Source organism: Stenotrophomonas sp. 96582_Sma (genome assembly GCF_056480905.1).
In genome coordinates, this window is the sequence record NZ_CM151122.1 from 2,923,234 (window position 1) to 2,950,080 (window position 26,847).

The 26,847-nt window shown below is 66.5% G+C and carries 27 protein-coding genes; 7 read left to right on the forward strand and 20 right to left on the reverse strand.

Going from position 1 to position 26,847, the window contains the following annotated elements; all coding sequences use genetic code 11:
• Positions 1 to 15: 15 nt before the first annotated feature.
• The 6 genes from ACZK2R_RS13545 to ACZK2R_RS13570 form a co-directional block, all read right to left on the reverse strand.
• Entirely contained in the window at positions 16 to 2,205 is a 2,190-nt protein-coding gene (locus tag ACZK2R_RS13545; RefSeq protein ID WP_478487307.1) for a PAS domain S-box protein, read from the reverse strand.
• Between the two features lie 207 nt (positions 2,206 to 2,412).
• Positions 2,413 to 4,800, reverse strand: a complete 2,388-nt coding sequence (locus tag ACZK2R_RS13550) for a Tex family protein (RefSeq protein WP_180837815.1) — start codon at positions 4,798 to 4,800, stop codon at positions 2,413 to 2,415.
• A gap of 207 nt (positions 4,801 to 5,007) precedes the next feature.
• The gene (locus ACZK2R_RS13555; RefSeq protein ID WP_005410085.1) at positions 5,008 to 5,223 is read right to left on the reverse strand and encodes a hypothetical protein; all 216 of its coding nucleotides are present in this window, start codon (positions 5,221 to 5,223) and stop codon (positions 5,008 to 5,010) included.
• A gap of 755 nt (positions 5,224 to 5,978) precedes the next feature.
• On the reverse strand, positions 5,979 to 6,383 hold the full coding sequence (locus ACZK2R_RS13560; protein WP_428993093.1) for a hypothetical protein: 405 nt from the start codon (positions 6,381 to 6,383) through the stop codon (positions 5,979 to 5,981).
• A 44-nt stretch (positions 6,384 to 6,427) separates the two neighbouring features.
• Positions 6,428 to 6,631, reverse strand: a complete 204-nt coding sequence (locus ACZK2R_RS13565; RefSeq protein WP_006374017.1) for a PspC domain-containing protein — start codon at positions 6,629 to 6,631, stop codon at positions 6,428 to 6,430.
• Positions 6,632 to 6,696: 65 nt separating this feature from the next.
• Positions 6,697 to 7,068: a YfeK family protein gene (locus tag ACZK2R_RS13570; protein WP_071229599.1), complete on the reverse strand. Its 372-nt coding sequence runs from the start codon at positions 7,066 to 7,068 to the stop codon at positions 6,697 to 6,699.
• A gap of 253 nt (positions 7,069 to 7,321) precedes the next feature.
• Between ACZK2R_RS13570 and ACZK2R_RS13575 the strand changes: the two genes are divergently transcribed.
• Positions 7,322 to 8,284: an IS110 family transposase gene (locus tag ACZK2R_RS13575; protein WP_478487309.1), complete on the forward strand. Its 963-nt coding sequence runs from the start codon at positions 7,322 to 7,324 to the stop codon at positions 8,282 to 8,284.
• 42 nt (positions 8,285 to 8,326) lie between these two features.
• Here the strand turns inward: ACZK2R_RS13575 and ACZK2R_RS13580 are convergent, their stop codons facing one another.
• The 3 genes from ACZK2R_RS13580 to ACZK2R_RS13590 are packed head-to-tail and all read right to left on the reverse strand — an operon-like array spanning position 8,327 to position 11,104.
• Entirely contained in the window at positions 8,327 to 9,394 is a 1,068-nt protein-coding gene (locus ACZK2R_RS13580; protein ID WP_071227618.1) for a class III poly(R)-hydroxyalkanoic acid synthase subunit PhaC, read from the reverse strand.
• Positions 9,391 to 10,467: a class III poly(R)-hydroxyalkanoic acid synthase subunit PhaE gene (phaE, locus tag ACZK2R_RS13585; RefSeq protein WP_180837952.1), complete on the reverse strand. Its 1,077-nt coding sequence runs from the start codon at positions 10,465 to 10,467 to the stop codon at positions 9,391 to 9,393. The genes ACZK2R_RS13580 and phaE overlap by 4 nt, the downstream gene beginning before the upstream one ends.
• 22 nt (positions 10,468 to 10,489) lie before the next feature.
• Positions 10,490 to 11,104, reverse strand: coding sequence for a CDP-alcohol phosphatidyltransferase family protein (locus tag ACZK2R_RS13590; protein WP_032130352.1), 615 nt, complete (start codon positions 11,102 to 11,104; stop codon positions 10,490 to 10,492).
• A gap of 344 nt (positions 11,105 to 11,448) precedes the next feature.
• Between ACZK2R_RS13590 and ACZK2R_RS13595 the strand changes: the two genes are divergently transcribed.
• Positions 11,449 to 12,099, forward strand: coding sequence for a class I SAM-dependent methyltransferase (locus tag ACZK2R_RS13595; RefSeq protein ID WP_049398211.1), 651 nt, complete (start codon positions 11,449 to 11,451; stop codon positions 12,097 to 12,099).
• A gap of 706 nt (positions 12,100 to 12,805) precedes the next feature.
• Here ACZK2R_RS13595 and ACZK2R_RS13600 read toward each other — a convergent pair.
• From ACZK2R_RS13600 to ppsR, 5 genes are all read right to left on the reverse strand, one after another.
• Complete coding sequence (locus ACZK2R_RS13600) at positions 12,806 to 14,170, reverse strand: MATE family efflux transporter (RefSeq protein ID WP_125893946.1); 1,365 nt, start codon at positions 14,168 to 14,170, stop codon at positions 12,806 to 12,808.
• Between the two features lie 118 nt (positions 14,171 to 14,288).
• A complete protein-coding gene (locus ACZK2R_RS13605; RefSeq protein WP_125893944.1) occupies positions 14,289 to 14,918 on the reverse strand; it encodes a DUF2239 family protein in 630 nt (209 codons plus the stop codon).
• Positions 14,919 to 15,043: 125 nt separating this feature from the next.
• On the reverse strand, positions 15,044 to 15,532 hold the full coding sequence (locus ACZK2R_RS13610; protein ID WP_049462146.1) for an NUDIX hydrolase: 489 nt from the start codon (positions 15,530 to 15,532) through the stop codon (positions 15,044 to 15,046).
• A 42-nt stretch (positions 15,533 to 15,574) separates the two neighbouring features.
• Positions 15,575 to 16,084, reverse strand: a complete 510-nt coding sequence (locus tag ACZK2R_RS13615) for a DUF1249 domain-containing protein (protein ID WP_049398213.1) — start codon at positions 16,082 to 16,084, stop codon at positions 15,575 to 15,577.
• A 148-nt stretch (positions 16,085 to 16,232) separates the two neighbouring features.
• On the reverse strand, positions 16,233 to 17,054 hold the full coding sequence (ppsR, locus tag ACZK2R_RS13620) for a posphoenolpyruvate synthetase regulatory kinase/phosphorylase PpsR (RefSeq protein ID WP_006452040.1): 822 nt from the start codon (positions 17,052 to 17,054) through the stop codon (positions 16,233 to 16,235).
• A 145-nt stretch (positions 17,055 to 17,199) separates the two neighbouring features.
• Here ppsR and ppsA point away from each other — a divergent pair, with 145 nt between their 5' ends.
• Both ppsA and ACZK2R_RS13630 read left to right on the forward strand, forming a co-directional pair.
• Positions 17,200 to 19,578, forward strand: coding sequence for a phosphoenolpyruvate synthase (gene ppsA / locus ACZK2R_RS13625; RefSeq protein ID WP_014037623.1), 2,379 nt, complete (start codon positions 17,200 to 17,202; stop codon positions 19,576 to 19,578).
• A gap of 136 nt (positions 19,579 to 19,714) precedes the next feature.
• The gene (locus ACZK2R_RS13630; RefSeq protein WP_050509854.1) at positions 19,715 to 20,608 is read left to right on the forward strand and encodes a mechanosensitive ion channel family protein; all 894 of its coding nucleotides are present in this window, start codon (positions 19,715 to 19,717) and stop codon (positions 20,606 to 20,608) included.
• 87 nt (positions 20,609 to 20,695) lie between these two features.
• On the opposite strand, the gene ACZK2R_RS13635 is transcribed toward ACZK2R_RS13630, so the two are convergent.
• The 5 genes from ACZK2R_RS13635 to ACZK2R_RS13655 form a co-directional block, all read right to left on the reverse strand.
• On the reverse strand, positions 20,696 to 21,811 hold the full coding sequence (locus tag ACZK2R_RS13635; RefSeq protein ID WP_180837950.1) for an alkene reductase: 1,116 nt from the start codon (positions 21,809 to 21,811) through the stop codon (positions 20,696 to 20,698).
• Between the two features lie 139 nt (positions 21,812 to 21,950).
• Positions 21,951 to 22,826 (reverse strand): EcsC family protein, encoded by an 876-nt coding sequence (locus tag ACZK2R_RS13640; protein ID WP_125893938.1) that lies wholly within the window; start codon positions 22,824 to 22,826, stop codon positions 21,951 to 21,953.
• 159 nt (positions 22,827 to 22,985) lie between these two features.
• Positions 22,986 to 23,558 carry an oligoribonuclease gene (gene orn / locus ACZK2R_RS13645; RefSeq protein ID WP_107431636.1) on the reverse strand — a complete coding sequence of 191 codons (573 nt, stop codon included), beginning with the start codon at positions 23,556 to 23,558 and terminating at the stop codon, positions 22,986 to 22,988.
• Positions 23,559 to 23,632: 74 nt separating this feature from the next.
• A complete protein-coding gene (gene tadA / locus ACZK2R_RS13650) occupies positions 23,633 to 24,157 on the reverse strand; it encodes a tRNA adenosine(34) deaminase TadA (protein WP_125893936.1) in 525 nt (174 codons plus the stop codon).
• A gap of 75 nt (positions 24,158 to 24,232) precedes the next feature.
• The gene (locus tag ACZK2R_RS13655) at positions 24,233 to 24,592 is read right to left on the reverse strand and encodes a winged helix-turn-helix transcriptional regulator (protein ID WP_032129513.1); all 360 of its coding nucleotides are present in this window, start codon (positions 24,590 to 24,592) and stop codon (positions 24,233 to 24,235) included.
• A 78-nt stretch (positions 24,593 to 24,670) separates the two neighbouring features.
• On the opposite strand from ACZK2R_RS13655, the gene ACZK2R_RS13660 reads away from it, so the two are divergent.
• The 3 genes from ACZK2R_RS13660 (at position 24,671) to ACZK2R_RS13670 (ending at position 26,209) form a co-directional block, all read left to right on the forward strand.
• On the forward strand, positions 24,671 to 25,438 hold the full coding sequence (locus ACZK2R_RS13660; RefSeq protein ID WP_478487311.1) for an NAD(P)H-dependent oxidoreductase: 768 nt from the start codon (positions 24,671 to 24,673) through the stop codon (positions 25,436 to 25,438).
• A 68-nt stretch (positions 25,439 to 25,506) separates the two neighbouring features.
• Positions 25,507 to 25,944, forward strand: coding sequence for an acetyltransferase (locus ACZK2R_RS13665; RefSeq protein ID WP_032129515.1), 438 nt, complete (start codon positions 25,507 to 25,509; stop codon positions 25,942 to 25,944).
• Positions 25,945 to 26,002: 58 nt separating this feature from the next.
• A complete protein-coding gene (locus ACZK2R_RS13670; protein WP_005410107.1) occupies positions 26,003 to 26,209 on the forward strand; it encodes a hypothetical protein in 207 nt (68 codons plus the stop codon).
• A gap of 22 nt (positions 26,210 to 26,231) precedes the next feature.
• Here the strand turns inward: ACZK2R_RS13670 and ACZK2R_RS13675 are convergent, their stop codons facing one another.
• Positions 26,232 to 26,738: a GNAT family N-acetyltransferase gene (locus tag ACZK2R_RS13675; RefSeq protein ID WP_428993064.1), complete on the reverse strand. Its 507-nt coding sequence runs from the start codon at positions 26,736 to 26,738 to the stop codon at positions 26,232 to 26,234.
• Positions 26,739 to 26,847: the final 109 nt, after the last annotated feature.

Sequence of the window (26,847 nt, forward strand, 5' to 3'; positions counted from 1 at the left end):
TCTCACAGGCTGAGATCAGCCCTCGGCGGCTTCGGAATCATCGCCGGGCAGCTCACTGACCTCGCCCTGCACCTGTACGTTGTTGCGACCCATTGCCTTGGCCCGGTAGCACTGGGCATCAGCCGCCGCCACGGCCTGGTCCACGCTCATCCCACCCGCCAATGGCGCGATACCGATGCTGGCACCCACATGCAGGCGGTCCCGGTCCCACGGAATCGACAGCGATGCCAGGGTGTGCAGCAGTTCACCGCCGATGCGCGCGGCACGACGCGGCGTGCAGCCGGACAGGATCACTGCGAATTCGTCGCCGCCCAGACGCGCCACTACGTCCGAATCGCGCACACCGTGGCGCAGCACGCTGGCCACCGCCCACAGCACGGCATCGCCAGCCAGATGGCCCCAGGTGTCGTTGACCGGCTTGAAGCGGTCCAGGTCGATGTACATCAACGACGCGGCCTGGCCAGTTCGCTCGACGCGGGTGATCGCCTGCTGCAGATGCACCTCGAAACCGCGACGGTTGCTCAGCTCGGTCAGCGGATCGATCTCGGCCAGATGGCGCGCTTCGCGCTGGCGCGCGCGCTGCTGGGTGTCATCACGCAGTACCCACACTGCACCGCGTACATGACCTTCATCATCGCGCAGCCAGGCACGGGTCAGGTCGACCGGGATCGTGGCCGTGCCCAGGCGCAGCAGAAGATCGGCGTGCAGGTCCACCGCATTGCTTTCCGGGTCCAGCAGGACCGACACATCCAGTACCGAGCCGGGCGCATATTCGGTGGTCAGTGCCAGCACGTCCTGCACCTTGTGCCCGGCCAGCGACAGCGCGCCATCACCCGCCAGGGTGCGTACTGCGGCGGCATTGGCGTAGTCGATACGGCCATCCAGGCTGACACTGAGCACCAGGTCGGCAACCGCATCAAGCGTGATACGGCTGCGCTGCTCGCTCTCGAACAGGTGCTGCTCGCTGCTGCGCTGGGCGCTGATGTCCTGGATCTGCGACACGAAATGCAGCGGTTCACCGTGCTCGGTGCGCACCAGCGACACCGACAGCCGCGCCCAGATCACCTTGCCGTCGCGATCGAGATAGCGCTTTTCCAGGTGGTAGTGGCTGCGCCGCCCGGCCAGCAGATCCTGCACCAGGGCCAGGTCGGTCTGCAGGTCATCGGGGTGGGTCAGGCGCTGGAAATCAACCTGCAGCAGTTCTTCGCGGGGGTAGCCCAGGATCCGGCACAGTGCGTCATTGACGTCCAGCCAGCGTCCTTCCAGCGACACCAGCGCCATGCCCAGCGCCGCCGACGTGAACGCACCGGCGAATTTCTCTGCCGACAGGCGTGCTTCGGCGCGCGCCTGCAGGATCTCGGTGATGTCGATGGACATGCCGACATAGCCGATCCGCGCGCCGCCGGCACCATCCATGCGGCTGATCGACAAGCGCACCTGGCGTGGCTGGCCATCCTTGCGCCGCAGTGTCCACTGCCGTGAATAGGTCTGCTCATCGGCGCGGGCGCTGAGTGCTTCAAACGCGCCCGGCAGGCTTCCGTCCGCAGCCGCCAGCGGACGCAGCCAGGCCGCCAGCTCGTCCGGATCGTGGAAATCACCCAGTCGCCGCTGGCCGACCACTTCTTCCGCGCTGTAACCCAGCAGGCGTTCCGCGCCGGTATTGAACAGGGTGATGGTGCCTTCGGTATCGGTCGCGATCACCGCCACCTCATCGGACGCGTCGACCACGGCCTGCAATCGCTGCCGGCTCTCGGCCGCATCCTGCCGCGCCTGCTGCAGCTCGGTCACGTCGGCGTGCGCACCGGCCATCCACAGCGGTCGTCCCTGCCCGTCCCATTCGAACACGCGGCCACGGTCGTGGATCCACATCCACTGGCCGTTCTTGTGGCGCATGCGCAACAGGCAGACATAGTTGTCGCTGCGGCCTTCGAAATGGTCCTCGAGCGCCGCGTCGGACAGGGCGATATCGTCGGGATGGACCAGCGTCAGGAACGTCTTCTGGCACACCGGCTCCAGTTCTTCCAGCCGATAGCCGACAATCTCCGCCCAGCGCGCATTGACCCGCATTTCGCCGGTCTGCACGTTCCATTCCCAGGTACCGGCAGCGGTGCCGTCGATGATCATGGCCAGGCGCCGGCGCTCCTCTGCCAGTTCCTGCAGGCGCCGCTCGAGCAGCCCGTTGCCGTTGTTTCCCTGGCCCGCCATCAATCCGGTCCCCGGCCCGCACAGGCGGGCAGCAGCCGCAGCACAACGCTGCAGCCCTCAACGAAGACAACGGGTCCTGCTGGCGTCATGGCCCTCCCCAGCGACAGCGGGGAGGCCAAACGCCCCCCTCAGGCGCAAGTGTGCGCAATCACGGGGAAAATCGACAAGTCCCCCGCCACGAATCAAGCGTGACGGGGGACACGGTCCTCAACTGCGCTTGGCGCGGGCGAAGGCCTCCGCCAGGGCGTTGTTGGCCGGGGGCGCGGACTGAGCGGGACGGCCGCCATTGCCCTGGCCCCGGTTTGGCCCGCGGTTCTGGCCGCCTGCGTCGCGGCGCAGCCCCTGCCCCTGGCCGCGGTCATCGCGCTGGCCCGGGCGGCTGGTGGCCTGGCCCGGGGTATCGTCCAGGCGCCGGGTCAGGGCGATGCGCTTGCGCGCCACGTCCACCTCCAGCACCTTCACCTTGACGATATCGCCGGCCTTGACCACGTCGCGCGGGTCCTTCACAAACGTATCGGAGAGCGCCGAAATGTGGATCAGGCCGTCCTGGTGCACGCCGATATCGACAAAGGCGCCGAAGGCCGCGACGTTGCTGACCACGCCTTCCAGCACCATGCCCTCGCGCAGGTCCTTGATGTCCTCGACGCCCTCGGCGAAGCGCGCCGCCTTGAACTCCGGACGCGGGTCACGGCCCGGCTTTTCCAGTTCCTTCAGGATGTCGCGCACGGTCGGCACGCCGAAGGTGTCGTCGGTGAACTGTTCTGCCTTCAGGCCGCGCAGGAAGCTGCCATCACCGATCAGCGCCTTGATCGGGCGCGCGGTGCTGGCCACGATGCGCTCGACCACCGGGTAGGCTTCGGGGTGCACCGCCGAGGCGTCCAGCGGCTGGTCACCATCGGCGATACGCAGGAAGCCGGCGCACTGCTCGAAGGTCTTCTCGCCCAGGCGCGCGACCTTCAGCAGGTCCTTGCGACGCTTGAACGGGCCATTGTCGTCACGATGGCGCACGATGTTCTCGGCCACCGTGGACGACAGGCCGGACACGCGCGACAGCAGCGCGGCCGAAGCGGTGTTCACGTACACGCCCACGGCATTCACGCAGTCCTCGACCCGCGCATCCAGCGCCCGTGCCAGGCGGTACTGGTCCACGTCGTGCTGGTACTGGCCGACACCGATCGCCTTGGGTTCGATCTTGACCAGTTCGGCCAGCGGATCCTGCAGGCGGCGCGCGATGGACACCGCGCCACGCAGCGACACGTCCAGCCCCGGGAATTCCTTGGCCGCGAACTCGGACGCCGAGTACACCGACGCGCCCGCCTCGCTGACCACCACCTTCTGCAGCTTCGGGTTGGCGGCAGCCTTGATCGCTTCGCCGGCCAGCTTGTCGGTTTCGCGGCTGGCGGTGCCGTTGCCGATCGCGATCAGTTCCACGTTGTGCTTGGCGCACAGCTGCTTGATCGTCTGCAGCGACTGGTCCCACTGGCGGCGCGGCTCGTGCGGGTAGATGGTGTCGGTGGCGACCAGCTTGCCGGTGGCATCGACCACGGCAATCTTGCAGCCGGTGCGGATGCCCGGATCCAGCCCGAGTACGGTCTTCGGGCCCGCCGGCGCGGCCAGCAGCAGGTCCTTCAGGTTGTCGCCGAACACTGCGATGGCTTCGGCCTCGGCCTTTTCGCGAGCCTGGTTGAACAGGTCCAGCAGCAGATGGGTGTGCAGCTTGGCACGCCAGGTCAGGCGGCAGGCATCCAGCAGCCAGCGGTCGGCGGCGCGGCCCTGATCGGCGATGCCGGCCTTGCGCGCCACGCGTCCTTCGGCGTACTGGTGGCCGGCCTCGGCCTCGTTGCCCGGGTCCAGCTCCAGGAACAGGATCTCCTCGCGGCGCGCACGGAACAGCGCCAGCAAGCGGTGCGAGGGAATCTTCGCCAGTGCCTCGGCGTGTTCGAAATAGTCACGGTACTTGGCGCCTTCGGTTTCCTTGCCCTCGGCCACGCGGGCACGGATCACGCCGGTCTCGCCCAGCCAGGTGCGCAGCTCACCGACCAGCGCGGCATCTTCGCCCCAGCGCTCCATCAGGATCGCGCGTGCACCTTCCAGCGCAGCCTTGGTGTCGGCCACGCCCTTGTCGGTGTCGACGAAGGAAGCCGCGAAGACCTGAGGGTCCTGCGTCGGGTCGGCCAGCAGGCCATCAGCCAGCGGTTCCAGACCGGCCTCGCGGGCGATCTGGGCGCGGGTACGGCGCTTGGGCTTGTACGGCAGGTACAGGTCTTCCAGCCGGCTCTTGGTGTCGGCGGCCAGGATGTCGTTGCGCAGTTCGTCGCTGAGCTTGCCCTGCTCACCGATGCTGGCCAGCACCGCCGCGCGACGGTCTTCCAGTTCGCGCAGGTAGGTCAGGCGCACTTCCAGGTTGCGCAGCTGGGTGTCGTCCAGGCCCCCGGTCACTTCCTTGCGGTAGCGCGCGATGAACGGAACGCTGGCGCCCTCGTCGAGCAGGCCGACGGCGGCACGTACCTGGGCGGACTGGGCACCGATCTCGTCGGCGATGGTCTGGGCGATCTGCTGGGCGAGCGCGCTCTGGGCGTTCTTGGCGTCGTGCATTGCTTCAGGTCTGTGCCGCGTTACGGGAAGACCCCATTCTGGCAATCCACGACGGAGCCGGACAAGGCATTGACAGGGGGCGAGGTTCAGCAGCGAGGCCGGAGTGGACGCCGGCATCCTGGCGAAAAGAGGGCTCGGACTGGCCCTGGGCTGGGATGCCGGCGCGGGCGCGCGATGGTGGGCGCGCCCTGCCGCGTGTTGCGGAGGTCAGCGGTAGTGGCGGGCGGCGCGCTGCATGACGATCTCGTCACGCATGCCTTCCAGGGCCATCAGGCGGACCTTGCCGACACCCTGCAGTTCCATGAACCGCTCCGTGTAGAACTCCGGCCCCAGCGCGGTGTCGGCGCGGGATTTGCTGAAGCCGTAGGGCACCACGCCCTTCTCGCCATCCTTGCTACCACCGACATAAAGAACGATTGCCATGTGATGTATTCCTCCAAATTGCTACTGCGTACTGCACTCGATGAGCGATGCTGCGAGCTCATCGAGGGAGAGCTTACCGCGTCGAACCTGACTGGAACGTCACGAAGGCTAATGACGATCGGTTGCATGCAGATGACTGCGGGATCGCAGCAGAATGCTTACGGATCTTTAACTTCCGACTAACGAATCGGGGTTTCCAGCCAACGGCGCAGCCCCTCGTGGGTGGTTTGGGATGATCGCGGAAAGCCGGTTTCCTGTGGGCTGCCCGGGTGGGTGGGGCTGGCGGGGACGCCGTGAACCCGTCCCTGGGGGCTTAGCCGCGGCATCCATGCCGCGGATACCCCGCCAGCCCCACCCACCCGGCCGTTGACAGATTTCTGCTGCGTCTACCACCCACGGAGAAGAAAAAAGAAGATCAAAAGCAAAAGCAGCCTGGCTGGCCGCTTTTTGTAGAGCCGAGCCCACGCTCGGCTGCTTTCAGACCAGTCCGCGAAGCCGACCGCAGGCTCGGCTCGCGAGCAAGCGCAGCGCGCGACCCGCTTCTGCTGTTCTTTTTCTTCTCCGTGGCTGGACGCGCACGGAAACTGTCAGAGGCCGGGTGGGGTGGGTTCGCGGGACCGTTGGCGCCATGGATGGCGCCATCGAGCCCCCAGGGACGGGTTTACGGCGTGTCCCGCGAACCCACCCCGCCCGGCCCAATCACATGAAACGTATTCCGCGACCAAGCCACGAGGGGCTGCGCCGTTGGCTGGAACCTACGGCCACCAGCCACGCCCGAACCGGGCGAAATGATCGGCCGCGCGCTCGAACGGGTTGCGCGCACTCACCCCGCCACACAGCAGGTACACCGGCAGGTACAGCGGCCCCAGCACCATGTATTGGTACACGTGCGCGCGTTCGTGGTCATCCAGCCGGATCAGCGGCTCCACGCCCCACCCCGCCTGGTGTGCATAGGTGCGGCAGGAAATGCCCAGGTCATGCCCGGTGTGCAGGATCACATTGCCCAGGGTGATCGCCCCACCCGGCCCCCACGGCCAGCGATCGAACACCAACGCGCTGTCACGGCCGCTCCAGCGCAGCGTCGCCCCGCCAAGCATGCCGGCCAGTCCACCGATCAGGCCGAGCAGTGAATTGGGGGACGTCCACACCGCGCCCAGCACCTGCAGCGCGCGCAGCCAGACCGGCCGGGGCGTCACGGGAGTCTTCAATCGGCCTCGTTGGGAATCAGCAGCCACAGGATCAGGTAGACCAGGATGCCAGGGAAGGCCGCCGAACCGATCGAGACCAGCACGAACACGATCCGCACCAACGTGGGATTCCAGCCGAAGCGATGGGCGATGCCGCCCATCACGCCGGCGATCATGCGGTCGTTCAATGAACGCGACAGCGTGCGCGGCGTGGTGTTCATGGCGGTTCTCCTGGGCTACGGGAAAAAGCAGTCGAACATGGCTCGACTCTACACCGCCCCTATGTCTACGGCGTGCGGTGGCGCAGGGCCTGCAGGCGGGCGCCGAACCAGGCGGCTGCAGTCTGTTCAGGCTGCCCCGGGCACTGGATGCGATAGGGCTTGCCGCTCATGCTGCTCTGGCTGGCGGCGCGCTCGATGAACTGCTCGGCGCTGTCCACCATGTTCTTCTTCAGCAGGTAATCGTACTTGCGCTGCAGGTGCGACCGCGCATCGCTGCCGTCGTACCAGCTGCCATTGCGCTGGAACCGGCACTGGGAGCCGTCCAGGCTGGAGATCAGCTGGGCGATCTCCCGGCGTGCATCCGTACTGGGTGCGGCGTGGGCAACAGGTGCTGCCAGCAGCAGCGTGGCAAGCAGCAGCGTGAACCGTTGCGACATCATTATTCTCCAAGGCAGTCGAGCAAGCTTGTATGTTCCTCCCGGCTCCTACGAGGTATGTAGGAGCCAGGGTGGAGGGACCGTCAAGCATGCATCTGCGGATACTAGCCGACAGACGAGTCGAGCGATCCCCATCCCGCACACGAACGTCGATAAAGGATCGTACGGCCCCCAAAGGGGATCGTCGATGTAGGCAAGCTAACGTCGGTGCGGTACCACCCCAGCCCCTTAAAGATAGCTGGGAGCCGTACAAATGTCTGATTCTCTCGATATTGGCGTGGACGTGGACTCCAAGGAGTTCGTACCGGCAGTGGCCGACCGCAAGGCCGGCGACAGGATCGCCAACACCCGGGCCGGCATAGCCCAGTGGCTCAACACCTTGCCCCAGCGATGCCGGATTGGCATGGAGGCGACGGGGCGGTACTACGAGTTGTTGGCTCGGATGGCTGGCCAAGCAGGCCACGTTGTCTATGTGATCAATCCACGTCTGATCAAGCACTACGGCCGGGCGACGGGCTCGCGTGGCAAGACGGACGCCATGGACGCCGAAGCGATCGCCCGGTACGTGAAGAAGGAGAACGATCGCCTGCGTGAATACGTACCGCGTACCGACGAGCAGCAGCAGATGCACGATTTGCTGCGCAAGCGGCAGACGCTGGTAAAGACACGCGCGCGCCTGGAGCAATCCTTCGGGGTAAGCAAAAGTGCCCCCGGGGAGCTGTCAGATCTGTTCTGCGCTCTGGCTGGGACGCTGTCCGAGCTGGAAAGCGAACTGCAGCGCTTGGGTCGCGATGGCGAGCATGGCACGCTCTACAAGCGCCTGTTGACCATCCCTGGTGTCGGCCCTGCCGTCGCCGCTCACCTGATCTACTACATGACGCGCTGGCCGTTGGCCAGCGCCAACGCGTGGATCGCCTGCACCGGCCTGGATCCCCGGCCTAACGAGTCTGGCGGCAGAACGGGACGGCGTCGGCTGTCCAAACAGGGCGCGCCAGTGCTGCGCCAGATGCTCTACATGGCCGCCATGGGGCTCAAGCGGTGTCGCCAGGGGCAACCGCTCTACGACGAGCTGTCAAAACGCGGTCACCCCAGCACCGCCGTCTTCAACATCCTGGCCAGAAAGCTGGCCAGGATCGCCTGGGGTGTCTTCAAAAGCGGCCGGGACTTCGATCCGGCCATGCTGAAGGTGGGTCAAGCCTGCTTCCAGCAGGCTTGACCACGAACATAGGATCTCGACTCTACAAAAGCGAAGCAAGCCTTACACGTCGCGCGCCTTCAACCAGCCATCGATCGTGGCCGGCACTTCGCGCTGCGCGCGACCGGACACGTAGATGCCGATATGGCCGCCACGGAAACTGGACTCGGTGTAATCCTCGGTGCCCAGGCGTCCACGCATTGCGCGCGAGGCATCCGGCGGCACCAGGTGGTCCTGCTCGGCGTAGATGTTCAGTACCGGCAGGGTCACCTTCGACAGATCCACCGCCTCTTCGCCGATCCGCACCGTGCCGTTCATCAGCCCGTTGCCCTGGTAGAACTGCTTGATGAAGTCGCGGAACGCCTCGCCCGCCAGGTCCGGTGAATCGAAGATCCACTTCTCCATGCGCAGGAAATCCTCCAGCGCCGCCTTGTCATCGAGGATGTCGAGCAGGCCGACGTACTTCTGCACGTTCAGGCGGAACGGCTTGAGCATCAGGTAACTGGCATTCATCAGGTCGGCCGGGATGTTGCCCAGCGTGTCAACCAGCAGGTCCACATCCACCTGCCGCGCCCAGTGCGAGAGCATGTTGTCGGCGGTGTGGAAATCGACCGGGGTGACCATGGTGATCAGCTTGCCCAGCTTCTGCCGGCGCAGCGCGGCGTAGCACAGCGCGAACACGCCGCCCTGGCAGATGCCGAGCAGGTCGACCGGTCCACCACTGCGCGCGCGCAGCGCATCGACCGCGCCATCGATGTAGCGCAGCAGATAGTCCTCCAGGGTCTGGAAGCGCTCCGAGCGATCCGGGTAACCCCAGTCCAGCACGTAGACGTCCTGCCCCAGCGCCAGCAGCTTCTGCACCAGTGAGCGATCGGCCTGCAGGTCGACCATGTACGGCCGGTTGACCAGCGCGTAGACGATCAGCAACGGCGTGCGCCGGGTCGGTGCCTGTTCGCCGACGAAGCGGTACAGCACCACCTTGCCGTCGCGCCAGACTTCCTCGCGGGCGGTGACGCCATAGTCCACGTCTTCCACCTGCGGCAGCAGCTTCAGCCCTTCCATCAGCTTGCGCTGCATGGCCAGGGTTTCCTGCATCAGGTCATCGGCGTTGAAGCCCAGCGGTCCTTTCATCGGTCACGCGTCCGCGTGGAAGTACGGGGCGCTGCCTTTGGTGCAGCCTTCTTCGCAGGCGCCTTTTTCGCAGCCGCCTTCTTTGCCGGCGCGGCCTTCTTCGCGGCCTTGCGCGCGACCGGCTTCACCTTCGCCGGCGCCGGCTGTGCCACCGGATCGACCTCGCCCGTACCGGCCATGGCCACCACCTGTGCCTGCAGGCGGCGCAGGCTGCGCTCCAGCTCAGCGATGCGGCGGTGCGCGGCGTCCATCTCACTGCGGGTCGGCAGGCCGATCCGTTCACTCATCTGTTCCACCTCGTGCTGCAGGCCGGCGCGCAGGCGCATCTGAGCGTTGCCCAGCGCGGCATACACCTGCTGGAACGGTTCGGACAAGGCGACCTTGGCGTAGGCCTCCTCGGCCACTTCAATCCACAGGTCGAACATCGCGCGGGCGCTGGTCAACTGGCTGCCCGGCTGCTCGTGCTCGGCCAGGCGCTGCTCGAACAGCGCGAAGGCCTCGTCCAGCGCCTGCTTGATCTGATCGACATAGGCGCGCGAATGCTGCTGGTATTCCTCCTGCGCCCGCAGCAGCGCCTGCCAGCGCGCCTGGTGCTCGCGGCCGGGCCCGAACGCCGGGCTCTGCAGCCACGGACCGGCCTGCAGCTGGAACTGCTGCAGCCAGGCGGCAAACTCCGGTACAGCGGCGCCAGCGTGGGTGCTGCCACGGGCGCCCTGCAGCATCCACTGCAGCATGCCGTCGCCCTGCCCCTGCACCGCCTCGCGCCAGGCTTGTGCCACATCGGCACTGCTGGCGTCGCGGCCGGCGAAACGCGCGGCCACTTCCTGCATGGTGCCGTACCAGCTGCCCGCCTGTTCGCGGAAGCGGCGCACGGCATCTTCCGGCGCGCCCTGCCCCTGCTCGGGCAACAGCTGGCCCCACCAGTCGAACAACCGCTGCCAGCTGCCGGGATCGTCACCAGCCGGTGCGCCGGGCGTGCTCGCATGGCGCAGGGCATCGCCCCAGGCGCTGAAGTACTGCCGGGCCAGGGTTTCGAAATCACTGCTGCCGGCGTCGTGGGCCGAGCTGGTCATCGCAGGCCTCCGCAGGGCTGGCTCATGGCTTGGGGATACGCAGGGTCTTGCTGATCATCAGCGACCCGGACAGGGCGAACAACAGCACCATCGGGTGCAGCTGCCACGGGCCGATCTGCCACTGGCCGAACCAGATGTTCTGGCCGATGGCATCGGTACCGGCGGCGATCGCCAGCACGATCACCAGCACCAGGCTGGTCGGGATCGGGGTGCCCTCGAAATACGCGACCTTGCCCTCGTCGCCGGCCAGCGCCTCGGCGGTGACGTTGTAGCGCGCCAGGCGGCTGACGCCGCAGCAGACGAAATAGCTCAGCACCAGCCAGTCCCAGCCGCCCTGCATGCCGCAGGCGTAGGCCAGCGCCGCCGGGGCCACACCGAAGGAGATCACGTCGGACAGCGAGTCCAGCTCGCGGCCCAGGGTGGAGCTGGACTTGCGCCAGCGCGCGATGCGCCCGTCGAGGGCGTCGAAAATGAAAGCCAGCGGGATCAACGCCATGCCGAACAGCAGGTAGCCGCGCTCGCCGTCCTGCAGGAAGCGCATTGCGGCAAAGACCGCACCGGTGCCGCAGAAAGCATTGGCCAGGGTGAACCAGTCGGCCAGCTGGAATTCGCGCAGCATCGAGAAGTGACGTTTCATGGGGTCTCACGGAGCATCAAGGCCCACAGGTTACCGCGAGCGCCGCCACTGGCGACAGCGCTGGCAGGCCCCAGCCTTCACCGCTCCCTCACCTGTCCTCACCGGCGGTGAATTTTTCGCCACCCATCTTGACAGCCTAGGGGGGTGGCGCCTGTCGCGGCTTATCCACAAAGTTGCCCACGCGTAATCCACACCCCCTGTGGACAACCAGATCTCACCGACTGCGACGCTGGACATTTCCTCATCACCCCGAAGCGGGGTTTCCCTACTTCCCAAGCCACAAGGTCGGCGCTATGGTCACCGGCGGACCCGCCGCCGCCACGTCCGAAACTCTGCAACGGACGATGATGATGCTGGATGCTCCCACTCTGGCCGCACAGCTGCGGCAGCCCCATGGCGAGGCCGCGCTGGCGGTGGCCGACTCGATGAACCGCAGCAACGGCGCACTCAACCTGGCCGCGATCGGGCTGCTGGCCGTCGGCACTGGCGAACGGGTCCTGGAGATCGGCCCCGGCAATGCGGCCTTCGCGCCGCTGATGCTGCAGGCCACCGACAGCCACTATCTGGGTATTGAGCTGTCCACCGCCATGGTCGAGGCCGGCAACCAGCGCCTGGCCAGCGCCGGGTTGGCCGAGCGTGCCGCGATGCGACACGGCGACGCTCATGCGCTGCCGGTCGCCGATGCCGCGATGGATGCCGCGCTGGCGGTCAACACCCTGTACTTCTGGCCGAACCTGGCGCCGGTGCTGGACGAGCTGGCGCGGGTGCTGCGCCGGGGCGGCCGCCTGTGCCTGGCCTTTGGCGACGCCAGCTTCATGCGCAGCCTGCCATTTGCTGCCGACTTCCAACTGCATGAGCTGGACGCGGTGGAGCTGGCGCTGCGGGTATCGGGCTTCCGCGTCTCGGCCTGGCGCAGCCACCGGGAATCTGCAGCCGGCAATGACGGCCAGATCCGCGAAAAGCACTTCCATCTGCTGCTGGCACAGCGGCGCTGAAGTGGTAGAGCCGGCCGCTGGCCGGCTGCCGCGGCATTCCGGATTGCCGGCCAGCGGCCGGCACTACCCAGCCTGTACCCGCCGCCAGCGAGCAACACAGAACACCTGCATCACCAGTGGCCGACCCACCGCAGCCGCCGCAACGACTGTGATCCGAACGCGTGGTAGAGCCGGCCGCTGGCCGGCTGCCCGGACCGTTCCGCGTTGCCGGCCAGCGGCCGGCACTACCCAGCCTGCACCCGCCGCCAGCGAGCAACACAGAACACCTGCATCACCAGTGGTCGGCCCACCGCAGCCGCCGCAACGACCGTGATCCGACCACGTGGTAGAGCCGGCCGCTGGCCGGCTGCCGCGGCATTCCGGATTGCCGGCCAGCGGCCGGCACTACCCAGCCTGCACCCGCCGCCAGCGAGCAACACAGAACACCTGCATCACCAGTGGCCGACTCACCGCAGCCGCCGCAACGACTGTGATCCGACCGCGTGGTAGAGCCGGCCGCAGGCCGGCTGCCCGGACCGTTCCGCGTTGCCGGCCAGCGGCCGGCACTACCCAGCCTGCACCCGCCGCCAGCGAGCAACACAGAACACCTGCATCACCAGCGGTCAGGCACACCATAGCTACCGCGCCGGACGCGAGCCAACCGAGTGGTAGAGCCGGCCGCTGGCCGGCTGCCCCGGCATTCCGGATTGCCGGCCAGCGGCCGGCACTACCCAGCCTGCACCCGCCGCCGCCAATGCGCGAAGCAGAACACCTGCATCACCAACATCGCCAGCAACCCCAGTGGCCACGCCCACCACAGCCCGGCCAGACCATGCCGCGCCTGCAACCACATCGCCAACGGCAGCTCCAGCAGCAGTACCGCTGCCATGCCCAGCAACGCTGGCAGCAAAACCGTGCCACTGCCTCGCATCACTCCGACCAGCACCGCGCTGCCTCCCATCGCCAGCACGCCCCATACCACCGTGCGCAGCTGCGATGCGGCCAATTCGCGCACCTCTGCGGCCGCCAGAATCAGCCCGGTCAGCCAGGGCGCCAGCGCCATCACCAGCAGCACCACCACGCTCAGCATCGCCAGCCCAAGCAGCACACCGGTGCGAGCGATGGCGGGCAGCCGTGCCGTACGCCCCGCGCCCATCGCATGCGCCGCGAGGATGGTGGCGGTGATCCCCAGCGACATCGCAGGCAGTTGCACCCAGCTCATCAACTGGTTGACCGCACCGTAGGCGGCCGTGGCCGTGTAGCCGTAGCGGTTGATCCAGCCCAGCAACACGATTTCGGCAATGGCCAGGCTGAGCATCTGCAGCGATGACGGTACGCCGATGCGCAGCATCGCGCGGATGAGCACGCCATCGAAACGGATGGCACGCAGCAGCTCACGTCCCGGCGCCAACGGGTGCTCCATCCTCTGCCACCGCCACATAAGCCAGGCCAGGGCCAGCAGCGAGGCAAACGCCGCCGAGACTGCCGCACTGGCCGAACCCAGCTGCGGCAGGCCGGCCCAGCCGAGGATCAGCAGCGGCGTGCACAGCAGGCCGACCACCGTTGCCAGCAGCAGCGCATGCAGCGGTGTCTTCGCATCGCCCACCGCGCGGCTCACCGCAGTGGCCAGCCACAGCAGGAAGAACACCGGTGCCGTCAGCAACAGCACGCGTGCGTAGACAATGGACTCACTGAGGACCGCTGCCGGCGTGCCCAACGCCGCCAGCAGTTGTGGCGCGAAGCCGCCGCCCACAGCCATCACCAGCACCGACAGCAGCAGGATCAGCGCCACCGCGCTGCCAGCCACGGCGCGTGCCTGCTGCGGGCGGCCCGCACCCCAGGCCTGGCCGATCAGCACCATCGCACCGGTCGCCAGGCCCATTACCAGGGCCAACAGCAGGAAGAAGACCGGAAAGAACGCAGCCGCTGCAGCCACTGCCTGTGTGCCGAGCAGATGGCCGAGGTAAATGTTGTCCAGCGTGCCTGCGGCCAGCTGCAGCGCATTGGTCAGCAGCATCGGCAGCAGCAGGGTCAGATAGGTGCGCCACAGCGGGGGTGCTGCCGGAGGTATCGGATGTACAGGGGGGCTCATGGGGTTCTCTGGGCAAGGCGCCGCCCTGCCCGGCGTTTCCGCCAGCAAAGCACGCACAGGGGAAGCGGGCCTGGACCCGCGGTCAGGTGGGGCCGTCGCTCAGCAACGGCGCGATGGCTCAGCCGTCGGCGTGGTCCGCAGGATCGTCGAAGGCCAGGCGCAGAGCGTGGGCGCACACATCCGCGGGCCAACTCCGCAACGCCGCTTCCAGGCCCGCGCGGTCATGCGCGAACAGGACACGGATCGCCTCCTCGAAACCCGGCAGGTCACCGGCGATGGTCTGCAGGAAGTGATAGGCACGCTCGCTGTCACGACGCTGGCGGTCCTTGTCAGCACCGGCACGGCTGGCCGCCTCCACCAGCTTGCGCAGCACCACCGAGGCACCGCCAGGCTGCTCGGCCAGCCACGCCCAATGGCGCGGCAGCAAGGTCACTTCTCGGGCGACCACACCCAGCTTGGGGCGGCCACGGCCACGTGGGGTTGCGGGCGCCTCTTCGGCAGTGACGTCGGCATCCGTCTCCACGGCGGCGGGAAACGCTTCGTTTACCCGCGCCAGGAGTTCTGCGTCGCTGCCACGCGTATCGAAATCACGGGTGCGGCCGGTGGCGTTGTCGAACACCAGCAGCGGACCGGCAGCGTTGTCGACACGCAGTTGCTTCAGCGCCAGCGCGGCCACTTCCGGCGTACCGGAAGCGACCAGGCGATGGCCGTCGAAACAACTGAAGGGAGGAAGTCGGGACGCAGGCATGGCAACGGCATCAGAGGCGATGCGCGAATATTGCCCGGGTAATTCTCTCCCGTCAATATTGCCCGGGTATTAATTTGCCAGAAGAGCGCGCCGACCAAAGGTTGGCAGCTACCCGATTTCCCGGCTCACAGGCGGCTGAAGGACCAGCTCACCATGCGCCCGTCCTTGTACGGCATCACGCCGTGGAACGGGCGCGGGTCGGCGTCGAACACCAGCGGCAGGAAGTTGCGGTCGCCCTCCCACATCGGCAGGGTGTCCAGCTTGTCCAGGTCCACCCACTCCAGCGTGCCTTCGTGGTTGCCGCCGTGCGGGGTGCCCTCGAATCCATCGATGACGAACACGAAACCCAGCCAATCCTCGCCGTGCTTGCCGAAGCCTGGCCAGCTGATGGTGCCGCGCAGGCGCATGCCGGTGCAGTCGATGCCGGCTTCCTCGGCGATCTCGCGGCGCATGCTGGCCGCCACATCCTCGTCCGCTTCGATCTTGCCGCCCAGGCCGTTGTACTTGCCCAGGTGGTGGTCACCGGGACGGGTATTGCGGTGGATCATCAGCACCTGGCGACGATCAGGCGACAGCACATAGCCCAGGGTGGCGACGATCGGGGTGTACGGCATGGGGCAGCATCCAGCGGCAGGTCAGCCGTGGATTATGGCCGATCAGCGCACCAGCGACAGGCGGCGCTCGGCAGGTGTGCCAGCACCGTCGGGATCGCGGCGCAGGGTGGCCACGCCGTGGCCGCGCTCGGCCAGGTACTCCAGCCACTTGCCGAGGAAGGTATTCATCCGCATGCGGTGGCTGATCAGCTCCGCCGGCGGCGGGTACAGGCCCATGGTGTCCTGCCAGCGACGGCCGACGTAGCAGTGGGTGGTCTCGGCCTGGCGCGCGTCACGGTACAGACGCACATAGGCCGACGGATCCGGCTCACCGGTGACCGGGTCGGCCAGGTCGTAGGTCAGGCGCAGTTCCACCGTGTAGCGGTGGCACTCGATCACGTCCAGGCGGACATCCAGGCCGTCGCCGATCGAGGAAATGTAGCTGCCCGCCACCAGTCCGGCCGGTTCGAACAGACGCACCAGATGGCGGTAGTTTTCCGCGTACAGGCCCATGAGCCAGCTCAGCCGGCTCAGGCGGGGAATGCGTTCGGTGCGGGGCAAGGCTCGGGCCATGGGTCGATCCTACACGTTGGTGCTTCAACGTGGGGGCGCGCACGTGCAAGCCAACCCCTGGGTAGTGCCGGCCGCTGGCCGGCAGCTCTGCATCGCGGCCGAGGGTTCATCCACCAGCCGGCCAGCGGCCGGCTCTACCAGATGAGGATCAATACAGCTCGCGCTGCAGCCCCAGCGTGGCCAGCACCTTGCTGGAAATCTCCTCGATCGAGGTATGGGTGGTGCTCAGGGTCGGGATCCGCTCCATCTGGAACATCACCTCGGCCGCAGCCACCTCGCGCTTGCAGGTGTCCAGGTTTGCGTAGCGCGAGTTCGGGCGGCGCTCCTGGCGGATCTGCTGCAGCCGGTCCGGGTCGATGGTCAGGCCGAACAGCTTGCGCCGGTAGTTGCGCAGGCGTGGCGGCAGGCGGTCGCTTTCCAGGTCTTCGTCGGTCAGCGGGTAATTGGCCGCGCGCACCCCATAATGCAGGGCCAGGTAGATGCAGGTGGGCGTCTTGCCGGCGCGCGACACCGCCACCAGGATCACGTCGGCATCGTCGTAGTTCACCGCGATGCCATCGTCATGGGTCAGGGCGAAGTTCATCGCGTTGATGCGGCGGTGGTAGGTGTCGAAATCCACCATGCCGTGCGCCTGGCCGACCCGGGCCAGGCGCGGACTGGCCAGTTCACGCTCCAACGGCTCGATGAACGGCGCGAACACATCCAGCATCAGCGCGCCGCTGTCGGCCAGGATCAGGCTCAGGCTCTGGTCCACGCAGGAGTTCACCACGATCGGCCGGACCTGGTACCGCTCCCCTGCCGCCTGGATCCGGGCACAGGCTTCACGCGCTTTTTCGGGGTCGTCGACAAACGACATGCGATCGGTAATGAAGCTGAACCCGGAGAACTGGGTAAGCAGGCTATGCCCAATGGTTTCAGCGGTGATACCGGTTCCATCGGAAACGTAGAACACCGGACGGATGGTCGACATGCGCGCTTTTACCCCCTACGAAGCCTAAAAAGGCCGCCAGCACAAGCTTGTGCCGACGGTACTCTGCCCGGCATCATATCGGCTTCTTCCTACGGACGCGGCCATTCCAGCCCGCCTCGGGCGATGGCCAAACGGAGCATCGCGCTTGAACGAGAACATCCTGTGGTTGCACGAACTGCGTCTGGCCGATCTGGCCCGCGTAGGCGGCAAGAATTCGTCGCTGGGCGAGATGATCGGCAACCTGGCCGGTCTGGGCGTTTCGGTGCCGGGCGGTTATGCCACCACCGCTGAAGCCTTCAAGGACTTCATCGCGCACAACGATCTGTCCAAGCGCATCTTCGACAAGCTGGCCACGCTGGACGTCGAGGACGTCAACGCGCTGACCGCAGCGGGCAAGGAAATCCGCACCTGGGTGATCGATGCCCCGCTGCAGCCGCAGCTGGACCAGGACATCCGCACTGCCTACGCCCAGTTGAGCGCCGACAATGGCGGCGGCGACGTGGCCGTGGCCGTGCGTTCGTCGGCCACCGCCGAGGATCTGCCGGATGCCTCCTTCGCCGGCCAGCAGGAAACCTTCCTCAACGTCACCGGTGCCGACGACGTCGTGCACAAGGTCAAGGAAGTGTTCGCCTCGCTGTACAACGACCGTGCCATCGCCTACCGCGTGCACCACGGCTTCAAGCATGAAGACGTGTTCCTGTCCGCCGGCGTGCAGCTGATGGTGCGTTCGGGCGTCGGTTCCTCCGGCGTGCTGTTCACACTGGACACCGAGTCCGGCTTCCGCGATGTGGTGTTCGTCACCTCGTCCTTCGGCCTGGGCGAAATGGTCGTGCAGGGCGCGGTCAACCCGGACGAGTACTACGTCTACAAGCCCACCCTGCAGGCCGGCAAGCCGGCGATCCTGCGCCGCTCGCTCGGCAGCAAGGCCATCCGCATGGTGTATTCGGATGTTCCGGGTGAGCGCGTCAGGATCGAGGACACTCCGGTCGAACTGCGCAACACCTTCTCGATCAGCGACGAGGACGTGCAGGAACTGTCCAAGCAGGCGCTGGTCATCGAAAAGCACTACGGCCGCCCGATGGACATCGAGTGGGCCAAGGACGGTGTCAGCGGCAAGCTGTTCATCGTGCAGGCGCGCCCGGAAACGGTGAAGTCGCGCAGCCATGCCACCCAGATCGAGCGCTTCGCGCTGACTGAAAAGGGCGGCAACGTGCTGGCCGAGGGCCGCGCCGTCGGTGCCAAGATCGGTTCGGGCGTGGCCCGCGTGGTCAAGACGCTGGACGACATGAACCGCGTGCAGCCGGGCGACGTGCTGATCGCCGACATGACCGATCCCGATTGGGAACCGGTGATGAAGCGCGCTTCGGCCATCGTCACCAACCGTGGTGGCCGTACCTGCCACGCCGCGATCATCGCGCGCGAGCTGGGCGTGCCGGCCGTGGTCGGTTCGGGCAACGCCACCAAGGTCATCGAAGATGGCCAGCTGGTCACCGTCAGCTGCGCTGAAGGCGATACCGGCTTCATCTACGAAGGCAAGCTGGGCTTCGAGCGCACCACCACCGATCTGGGCAACATGCCGCCGGCACCGCTGAAGATCATGATGAACGTGGCCAACCCGGAACGTGCCTTCGACTTCGGCCAGCTGCCGAACGCCGGCATCGGCCTGGCCCGTCTGGAAATGATCATCGCCAGCCACATCGGCATCCACCCGAACGCGCTGCTGGAATACGACCGCCAGGATGCGGCAACCAAGAAGAAGATCGACGAGAAGATCGCCGGTTACGGTGATCCGGTCAGCTTCTACGTGGATCGCCTGGCCGAAGGCATCGCCACCCTCACCGCCTCGGTCGCACCGAACGCCGTGATCGTGCGCCTGTCGGACTTCAAGTCCAACGAGTACGCCAACCTGATCGGCGGCAGCAACTACGAGCCGCACGAAGAGAACCCGATGATCGGCTTCCGCGGCGCCAGCCGTTACGTCGATCCGAGCTTCTCGGCCGCCTTCGCGCTGGAGTGCAAGGCCGTGCTGCGCGTGCGCAACGAAATGGGCCTGGACAACCTGTGGGTCATGATTCCGTTTGTGCGCACCCTGGAAGAAGGCCGCAAGGTCATCGAGGTGCTGGAACAGAACGGCCTGAAGCAGGGCGAGAACGGCCTGAAGATCATCATGATGTGCGAAGTGCCGTCCAACGCACTGCTCGCCGATGAGTTCCTGGAGATCTTCGACGGCTTCTCGATCGGCTCCAACGACCTGACCCAGCTCAGCCTGGGCCTGGACCGCGATTCGTCGATCGTCGCGCACCTGTTCGACGAACGTAACCCGGCAGTGAAGAAGCTGCTGTCGATGGCGATCAAGTCGGCACGTGCCAAGGGCAAGTACGTCGGCATCTGCGGCCAGGGCCCGTCCGATCACCCGGATCTGGCCGAATGGCTGATGCAGGAAGGCATCGAGTCGGTGTCGCTGAACCCGGACACCGTGGTCGATACCTGGCTGCGCCTGGCCAAGCTGAAGGCGAACGGCTGAGACCGTGATTGCTGAGGGCTGACGTCGCTTTCATCGGCGCCGGCCCATACTTCAGCTGCATGCAAGCCCCGCCTCTGCGGGGCTTGTTGTTTCTGGCGTCTGCGCGCGCCACCTCCCCCGCTGCAAAGGAGCCCGCATGCTCGCCACTGCCCCACCCGCCCCCGCCGCAACACCCTGGTTCCACTCCCTCGATTGGGAACGCCTGCTGGAGACCTACGGCGTGCCATTGCTGGCCGCGATCGTGGTGCTGCTGGTCGGCATGTGGGTGGCGCGACGCCTGTCCAACGCGATGCCACGCGCCACCGCGCGCATGGGCGTGGACCCGATGCTGGGCAATTTCCTGCGCAACGTGGTGTACGCCGCGTCGCTGGTGATCGTGGTGGTGCTGGCAATCGGCACGCTGGGCGTGCAGATCACCCCGCTGCTGGCCGTGCTTGGCACCGCCGGCCTGGCGGTAGGCCTGGCACTGAAGGACTCGCTGTCCAACATCGCCTCGGGCGTCATGCTGGTGACGCTGCGCCCGTTCCGCGTCGGTGATGTAGTGACGGTGGCCGGACAGACCGGCACGGTGCGCGAAGTGCGCATCTTCCAGACCGTCATCACCGGTGCCGACAATCAGCACACCACCATTCCGAACACGCTGATCACCGCTGCGCCGATCATCAACCTGACCGCCGAGCCGACCCGCCGCGTCGAACTGGTGGTGGGCATCGGCTATGAAGACAACATCCAGCTGGCGCGCGACACCGCGCTGGCGCTGATGAAGGCCGACCCGCGCGTGTTGCAGACGCCGGCACCGGACGTAGTGGTGTACGAACTGGGCGCGCACGCGATCAATCTTGGCATCCGCTGCTACGTGAAGTCGGCCGACTGGTTCGGTACCAAGGTCACGCTGCTGGAACAGCTCAAGCTGGGCTTCGACAAGGCCGGCATCAACATCCCGTATCCGCAGCAGGACATGCACCTGTACCTGCATGGCAAGGATGGTGGCGTGGTCGAGGCCGACGCGCTGGTGCGCGACAAGCCCTGATCCGACACAGAAATGCCGGCCAGCGGTCGGCACTACCCTGCCCCGCGCGCCCCGGTAGTGCCGGCCGCTGGCCGGCAACCTCCAGGATCAGGCGGCGACGCTTTCTTCCAGCGTTGGGTAATCGGTGAAGCCGATCGCGCCTCCGCCGAAGAACGTCGCCCGATCCGGCGGGTTCAATTCCGCACCCAGACGCAGGCGCTCCGGCAGATCCGGGTTGGCGATGAACGGGCGACCGAAGCCGATCAGGTCGACCCAGCCTTCCGCCAGTGCCTGCTCGGCGCGCTCGGCGGTGTACTTGCCGGCGTAGATCAGGGTGCCCGGGTAGATCAAGCGCAGCGCCTGCTTGAACGCCACCGGCATCAGCGGTGCATCGTCCCAGTCGGCTTCGGCGATGTGCAGGTAGCCCACGCCCAGCGCACCCAGCAGGTGCGCCGCGGCCAGGTAGGTAGCCTGCGGCGTATCGTCCACCGCGCCCTGCAGCGTCGTCAGCGGCGCCAGACGAACACCGACGCGGTCACCACCGGCTACTGCAGTCACCGCCTGCACGACCTCGCGCAGGAAACGCAGCCGGTTCTGCAGCGAGCCGCCATAGCCGTCGCTGCGCTGGTTGGCCTGCGAGTCGATGAACTGGTTGATCAGATAACCATTTGCACCGTGAAGCTCGACACCATCGAAGCCGGCGGCCAGCGCATTGCGGGTGGCCTGCGCGTAGTCGGCGATGATGCCTGGAATCTCGGCCTCGGCCAGCGCGCGCGGCATCGAGTGCTGGATCATCTCGCCCACGCCCGCTTCCGGGCCGGCGCCGGTGGGGTCGACAAACACCTTCACGCCCTCGGCCAGCAGCGCCGACGACGACACCGGCGCGGCACCACCGGGCTGCAGGGCCACGTGCGAGACCCGACCCACGTGCCACAACTGGGCGTAGATGCGACCGCCTGCAGCGTGCACGGCATCTGTCACCTGTCGCCAGCCCTGCACCTGTTTCGGGCTGTGGATGCCCGGCGTCCAGGCATAGCCCTGGCCCTGCGGGCTGATCTGGGTACCTTCGCTGACGATCAGGCCCGCGCTGGCCCGCTGCGCGTAGTAGGCGGCCATTTCCGCGGTGGCAACGTTGCCGTCGGCAGCGCGCGAGCGGGTCATCGGCGGCATGACGATTCGGTTGGGCAGTGTCAAGGCGCCCAAGCGGTGGGAGGTAAACAACATGGCGGACATCTCTTGCGGGGGGAGTGCCAGCAAGAATGGGGACCGCCTGCGAAAGGCAACAGGCGTGTTGTGGCAAAACAGTTATGCCCGGCAGGCAAGGATGGCCTGGCATGAAGGCTCATCCATGCATGGCGTGGATCTACTCCAGGCTGGGTTCCATCCTGATCGTGCCATGCGCCACGCGGTCATAGCACGTGCGCACCACGTCTTCGCCGTACTTGCGCTCCAACCGGCGCACGATGAAGTGGCCGCGCGCCATGTCCTGGTAGTAATCGGTGAACATCGTATTGAGCGTCGCACCGGCAGCGGCACCCACGATCGGCACCGCCTGTGCGGCGAATTTCTCGGTGACCACCACGCCGAAGCGCGCGGCTACCTTCTCCACCATCTTTGCCAGCAGCTTGCCGGCTTCCTTCGGTGCCACGCCCAGGGTCAGGTCACGGCCGGTCACCACGCGCCCGGCCAGCTCGGCCGACAGATGGCGCATCACATCGGTGGTGAAGCCGCGGGCCAGGTAATAGCCCGTCTCGCTGGCGTCATCGCGCGGCGAGTTGCCGCCCAGCGCGAACACCTCCAGGCAGGCCTGGCGGGTACTGAACTCGGACAGGTCGAAGCCTTCGCTGCGAGCCACGTCGGCCACGGCGCGCATCATGATGGTGGTCGACACCGGCAGTTCGATGAACAGCGCGGCAAAGCCAAAGGCGCCGCCCACCGCACCGGAGGTCGCTGCGGCCAACTTGTGCCAGCGGGTGGACGCCCCCTTGCCGGGGGTGTTGTCCATGCTCCACAGCGCTGCCTGCGCCGACTTGGTCAGCGCCGCCTGCACGGCGCCATGGATGCGGTTGGAGACCGAGTTGGGCAGCGCCTTCACCGCGAACTCCAGCGGCGTGCCGACCAGATTGGCCATGCGCGCGGTCAGGGTCGGCGCTTCCAGCAGGGTCACCGCCCGCTGCAGGTCAGACCAGTCGCGGGCGTCGTGAGCAATGTCGCGGGGGAGCAGGATGGGCTCGTTCATGGCGCCGATCTTAGCGCCAGGGAGTTGAACGGAGGGTAGTGCCGGCCGCTGGCCGGCAACCTGATACACGTCACGAAGGCCGCTGAATTGCCGGCCAGCGGCCGGCACTACCAGTTCGCGTGTCATCCGGTAGCGGCGGGCCATGCCCGGCGTCGTCGTTCAGGCAACCGGCAGCCCCGACAGCGCGCCCATGAACTGGCGGTAGTGACGCAGCTCGGCGATGGAGTCATGCACATCGCTCAGCGCGGTGTGGTTGCTGTTCTTGCCAACGCCAGCGGCCACGGTCGGCGCCCAGCGCTTGGCCAGCTCCTTCACCGTGGACACGTCCAGGTTGCGGTAGTGGAAGTACTTCTCCAGGCGCGGCATCTGGCGGTGCAGGAAGCGGCGGTCCTGGCAGATGGAGTTGCCGCACATCGGCGAGAGGCCGGCCGGGATCCACTGCGCCAGGAAATTCACCGTCTGCGCTTCAGCTTGGGCAAGGGTCACCGTGCTGTCCACCACACGCTGCCACAGGCCCGAACGGCGGTGCTGGTTGCGGTTCCACTCGTCCATCGCTTCCAGCGTTTCCAGCGGATGGTGGATGGCGAATTCCGGACCTTCGGCCAGCACGTTGAGCTGGGCGTCAGTGACTACGGTGGCGATCTCGATGATCGAATCGTTGTCGGTATCCAACCCGGTCATTTCCAGGTCGATCCAGATCAGTCGTTCGTTGGCCGCGCCGTTGTCCGCCATGTGTCGCCTCGTTGCTGGGCAGGCGCGCGGCCTACCGGTGATGGAAAGAGGCGCCCATCATACCCGTTCGCCCCTCAGCCCTCGCTGGCGTGGTCTTCCAGCAACAGCGGCGGCTTGCCGCGCTTGGCGCGGAAATAGTTGGTCAGGCGCATGCTGGCTTCCTTGGCCAGCACCCCACCGTGGATCTCCACCCGGTGGTTGTGGCGACCATCGCCGAGCAGGTCGAACACACTGCCGCAGGCCCCGGTCTTGGGATCGCTGGCCCCGTAGACCAGTCGTGCAACGCGCGCGTGCACGATCGCCATCGCGCACATTGCGCACGGCTCCAGGGTCACATACAGGGTGCTGCCGAGCAGGCGATGGTTGGCGAGCAGTTTTCCACCTGAACGCATGGCCACGATTTCGGCATGCGCACTGGGGTCGTGCGAAGCAATGTTGAGGTTCCAGCCCTCACCCAGCAGCTGGCCGTCGGCACTGACCAGCACCGCACCCACCGGGATCTCGTCGAACTCGCGTTGTGCGCGCTCGGCCAGCGCCAGCGCGTGGCGCATCCAGTGTTCGTCGGTGTCGTGCACCGGCACACCCAGGGCGTCGGTCATGGCGGTTCTCGCGTTTCTGCAGGGCCAAGATGGCCGCCGGGGCCGCATTGTACGCCCGCAGCCGTGCAGGCGCCGCTAACGCGCGTCGAAGCGCTCGCGGGCAGCGTCCAGCGCCGGGAAATTGTGCTCGGCCCAACGGTCCAACGCGGTCAGGGTGTCTACCAGACTGCGCGCAACCTCGGTCAACCGGTACTCCACGTGCAGTGGCTTGCCGCCCAGATCGCAGCGCTCGATCAGGCCGTTGCGCTCCAGCTGCCGCAGGGTCTGGGTCAGCACCTTCTGCGAGATGCCTTCGATCTTCCGCAGCAGCGCACCATTGCGTTGCGGGCCCTCGGCCAATGCCGGCAGCAGCAGCATCACCCACTTGCCGGAGATCAGTGCCAGCGCATCGCGCGCCGAGCAGTCGGCGGCATAGACATCACCGGGAAAGGCCATGGTTACCTCAAAGTGCGTAATTGCCGGGACATGCCGGCATCGCGAGGATGGTCGCACATCCCAATACGCCCCTCCCTCATGCGCGCCCTGATCCTGCTGGCCCATCCCGAACCCCGTTCCTTCAATGCCCACCTGGCCACGCAGGCGGCCGAGCAGCTGCGGCACGACAATCTGCAGGTGGACATGGTCGACCTGTATGCAGAGAGCTTCGATCCGCTGGAAGCCTCCTGGCACCATCCACGGCGCCTGCAGCCCGAGCGCTTCGGTCCCCAGCGCGAACAACGCTACAGCGCCGAACACGACCAGTTGCCCACCGATGTGCAGCATCACCTGCAACTGCTGCGGGCCGCGGACCTGGTGATCCTGCAGTTCCCACTGTGGTGGTTCGCGGCGCCGGCCATCCTCAAGGGCTGGCTGGACCGCGTGCTGGTCTACGGGCCGATGTACAACAGCCGGCAACGCCACGAGCGCGGCGTGATGCAGGGCAAGCGTGCGCTGCTGAGCGTCACCACCGGCTCTTCGGCGCGGGCATGCGCGGTTGACGGCCGCGAAGGCGATACCCGGCTGTTGCTCTGGCCATTGATGTACAGCCTGCGCTACGTCGGCTTCGAGGTGATGGAGCCGTATATGGTGCACGGCGTGCGTTCAGGGCTTGCAGCGGAACGCATTCAGGCCCACGACGAAGCATTGGTTGCAGCCACCCTTTCCTACCGCGAGCGACTGTCGCGATGGCGGCAGTGGCCGACCGTGCCCTTCAACAACAGTGAGGACTTCGAGGATGGCGTGTTGCTGCGCGCGGAAGCGACTGCCTACAGTCCCTTCATCCGCCATCGCAACGCCGGATGAACCCGCACCTGCAGGCACGGCCGGAAAGCTTCACAATGCGTATTCCTGTCAAGCACCTTGGTGAACACATGACCACCCTCCGTCCCTCTCGCGCCGACGACGGCGCCGCCCTTGTCGATCTCTGGCGCCGCGCCGTCGACGCCACCCACGACTTCCTCAGCACTGAAGATCGCCTGGCGATCGATGCCGAAGTCGCCGGTTTCCTGCCGCAGGCGCCGATGACCGTTGCTGTCGATGCACAGGATCGGCCGCTGGGCTTCATGCTGATCGACGGCACCCACATGGAAGCACTGTTCATCGATCCGGACGTGCGCGGCACCGGTATCGGTCGGCAGCTGCTGCAGCACGCACTGGCCCTGCACCCGCAGCTGAGCACCGACGTCAACGCACAGAACGCGCAGGCCGTGGGCTTCTACCTGCGCATGGGCTTTGTCGAAACCGGTCGTTCGCCGCTGGATTCGCAGGGCCGCCCGTATCCGCTGATCCACCTTCGGCATAAGGCCTGACATCCGTTGGCAGCAGCTGCGTGTTAGCGTGGCTGCTTTCGATCAAGGAATGCCGTACATGGATGGTGCAAAAGCCCTGTTGACCCTGTTTGCGCTGGGCATCAGCCTGGTCTGGATCCTGGTGCCGTTCGCCATCTTCGCCGTGCGCAACCTGCTGCGTGAGGTACTGGTCGAGCAGCGTCGTACCAATGAACTTCTCGAGCATATCGGCGGCTACCGCATTCCGAAACCGCAACCCGAACCGACCGTCTGGCGCGCGCCCTGAGCGGGCGCACGCCCGCCGTGGCTCAGGCTGTCGCCTCGAAGGCCGGTGAGTACTGCACCTCGCCCTGAGCCAGCGGAGGCTGCAGGCAAAGCGCCTGGAAGTACTCCGCCGGCACGCCCGGCAACACCAGACCCGGCTCGGCACGGAAGCCGAAGCGCCCGTAATAGGCCGGCTCGCCCAGCAATACACAGCCATGCGCACCCTGCTGACGCAGTGCTTCAAGTGCGGCGCGCATCAGGGCCGCACCGATGCCCTGCCCCTGCCAGGCGGGCACTACCGAGATCGGGCCCAGACCAAACCAGCCCGTGCTGCCATCGCTGACCGTCACCGGCGACAGGGCAATGTGACCGACCACCTGGCCCTGAGTTTCGGCGACCAGCGAAATGCTCAACTCCCCGCGGGTGCGCAGGGCGTCGACGATGAACTGCTCGGTGTGGCTGCTGTGCGGGGCTTCGCGGAAGGCGGCCTCGGTGAGTGCATGGATGGCGGCGTGGTCGGCCGTGGTTTCGGTGCGGATCATGCAGTTCAAGAGAACGCCTTTGATAATGTGATGGATGCGTGAATTATTGATTTAGGTCGCAGATTCAACCGCGAGCAGCCCCTGCCAGCAAGGCCAACGCGACGCCCGAATCCCCTGT

What these genes read in the sequence shown, in the direction of transcription:
- ACZK2R_RS13545 (WP_478487307.1), bottom strand. Translation starts at nt 2,205, where the DNA reads ATGGCGGGCCAGGGAAACAACGGCAACGGGCTGCTCGAGCGGCGCCTG.
- ACZK2R_RS13550 (WP_180837815.1), bottom strand. Translation starts at nt 4,800, where the DNA reads ATGCACGACGCCAAGAACGCCCAGAGCGCGCTCGCCCAGCAGATCGCC.
- ACZK2R_RS13555 (WP_005410085.1), bottom strand. Translation starts at nt 5,223, where the DNA reads ATGGCAATCGTTCTTTATGTCGGTGGTAGCAAGGATGGCGAGAAGGGC.
- ACZK2R_RS13565 (WP_006374017.1), bottom strand. Translation starts at nt 6,631, where the DNA reads ATGAACACCACGCCGCGCACGCTGTCGCGTTCATTGAACGACCGCATG.
- ACZK2R_RS13570 (WP_071229599.1), bottom strand. Translation starts at nt 7,068, where the DNA reads ATGTCGCAACGGTTCACGCTGCTGCTTGCCACGCTGCTGCTGGCAGCA.
- ACZK2R_RS13575 (WP_478487309.1), top strand. Translation starts at nt 7,322, where the DNA reads ATGTCTGATTCTCTCGATATTGGCGTGGACGTGGACTCCAAGGAGTTC.
- ACZK2R_RS13580 (WP_071227618.1), bottom strand. Translation starts at nt 9,394, where the DNA reads ATGAAAGGACCGCTGGGCTTCAACGCCGATGACCTGATGCAGGAAACC.
- phaE (WP_180837952.1), bottom strand. Translation starts at nt 10,467, where the DNA reads ATGACCAGCTCGGCCCACGACGCCGGCAGCAGTGATTTCGAAACCCTG.
- ACZK2R_RS13590 (WP_032130352.1), bottom strand. Translation starts at nt 11,104, where the DNA reads ATGAAACGTCACTTCTCGATGCTGCGCGAATTCCAGCTGGCCGACTGG.
- ACZK2R_RS13595 (WP_049398211.1), top strand. Translation starts at nt 11,449, where the DNA reads ATGATGATGCTGGATGCTCCCACTCTGGCCGCACAGCTGCGGCAGCCC.
- ACZK2R_RS13600 (WP_125893946.1), bottom strand. Translation starts at nt 14,170, where the DNA reads ATGAGCCCCCCTGTACATCCGATACCTCCGGCAGCACCCCCGCTGTGG.
- ACZK2R_RS13605 (WP_125893944.1), bottom strand. Translation starts at nt 14,918, where the DNA reads ATGCCTGCGTCCCGACTTCCTCCCTTCAGTTGTTTCGACGGCCATCGC.
- ACZK2R_RS13610 (WP_049462146.1), bottom strand. Translation starts at nt 15,532, where the DNA reads ATGCCGTACACCCCGATCGTCGCCACCCTGGGCTATGTGCTGTCGCCT.
- ACZK2R_RS13615 (WP_049398213.1), bottom strand. Translation starts at nt 16,084, where the DNA reads ATGGCCCGAGCCTTGCCCCGCACCGAACGCATTCCCCGCCTGAGCCGG.
- ppsR (WP_006452040.1), bottom strand. Translation starts at nt 17,054, where the DNA reads ATGTCGACCATCCGTCCGGTGTTCTACGTTTCCGATGGAACCGGTATC.
- ACZK2R_RS13630 (WP_050509854.1), top strand. Translation starts at nt 19,715, where the DNA reads ATGCTCGCCACTGCCCCACCCGCCCCCGCCGCAACACCCTGGTTCCAC.
- ACZK2R_RS13635 (WP_180837950.1), bottom strand. Translation starts at nt 21,811, where the DNA reads ATGTTGTTTACCTCCCACCGCTTGGGCGCCTTGACACTGCCCAACCGA.
- ACZK2R_RS13640 (WP_125893938.1), bottom strand. Translation starts at nt 22,826, where the DNA reads ATGAACGAGCCCATCCTGCTCCCCCGCGACATTGCTCACGACGCCCGC.
- orn (WP_107431636.1), bottom strand. Translation starts at nt 23,558, where the DNA reads ATGGCGGACAACGGCGCGGCCAACGAACGACTGATCTGGATCGACCTG.
- tadA (WP_125893936.1), bottom strand. Translation starts at nt 24,157, where the DNA reads ATGACCGACGCCCTGGGTGTGCCGGTGCACGACACCGACGAACACTGG.
- ACZK2R_RS13655 (WP_032129513.1), bottom strand. Translation starts at nt 24,592, where the DNA reads ATGGCCTTTCCCGGTGATGTCTATGCCGCCGACTGCTCGGCGCGCGAT.
- ACZK2R_RS13660 (WP_478487311.1), top strand. Translation starts at nt 24,671, where the DNA reads ATGCGCGCCCTGATCCTGCTGGCCCATCCCGAACCCCGTTCCTTCAAT.
- ACZK2R_RS13665 (WP_032129515.1), top strand. Translation starts at nt 25,507, where the DNA reads ATGACCACCCTCCGTCCCTCTCGCGCCGACGACGGCGCCGCCCTTGTC.
- ACZK2R_RS13670 (WP_005410107.1), top strand. Translation starts at nt 26,003, where the DNA reads ATGGATGGTGCAAAAGCCCTGTTGACCCTGTTTGCGCTGGGCATCAGC.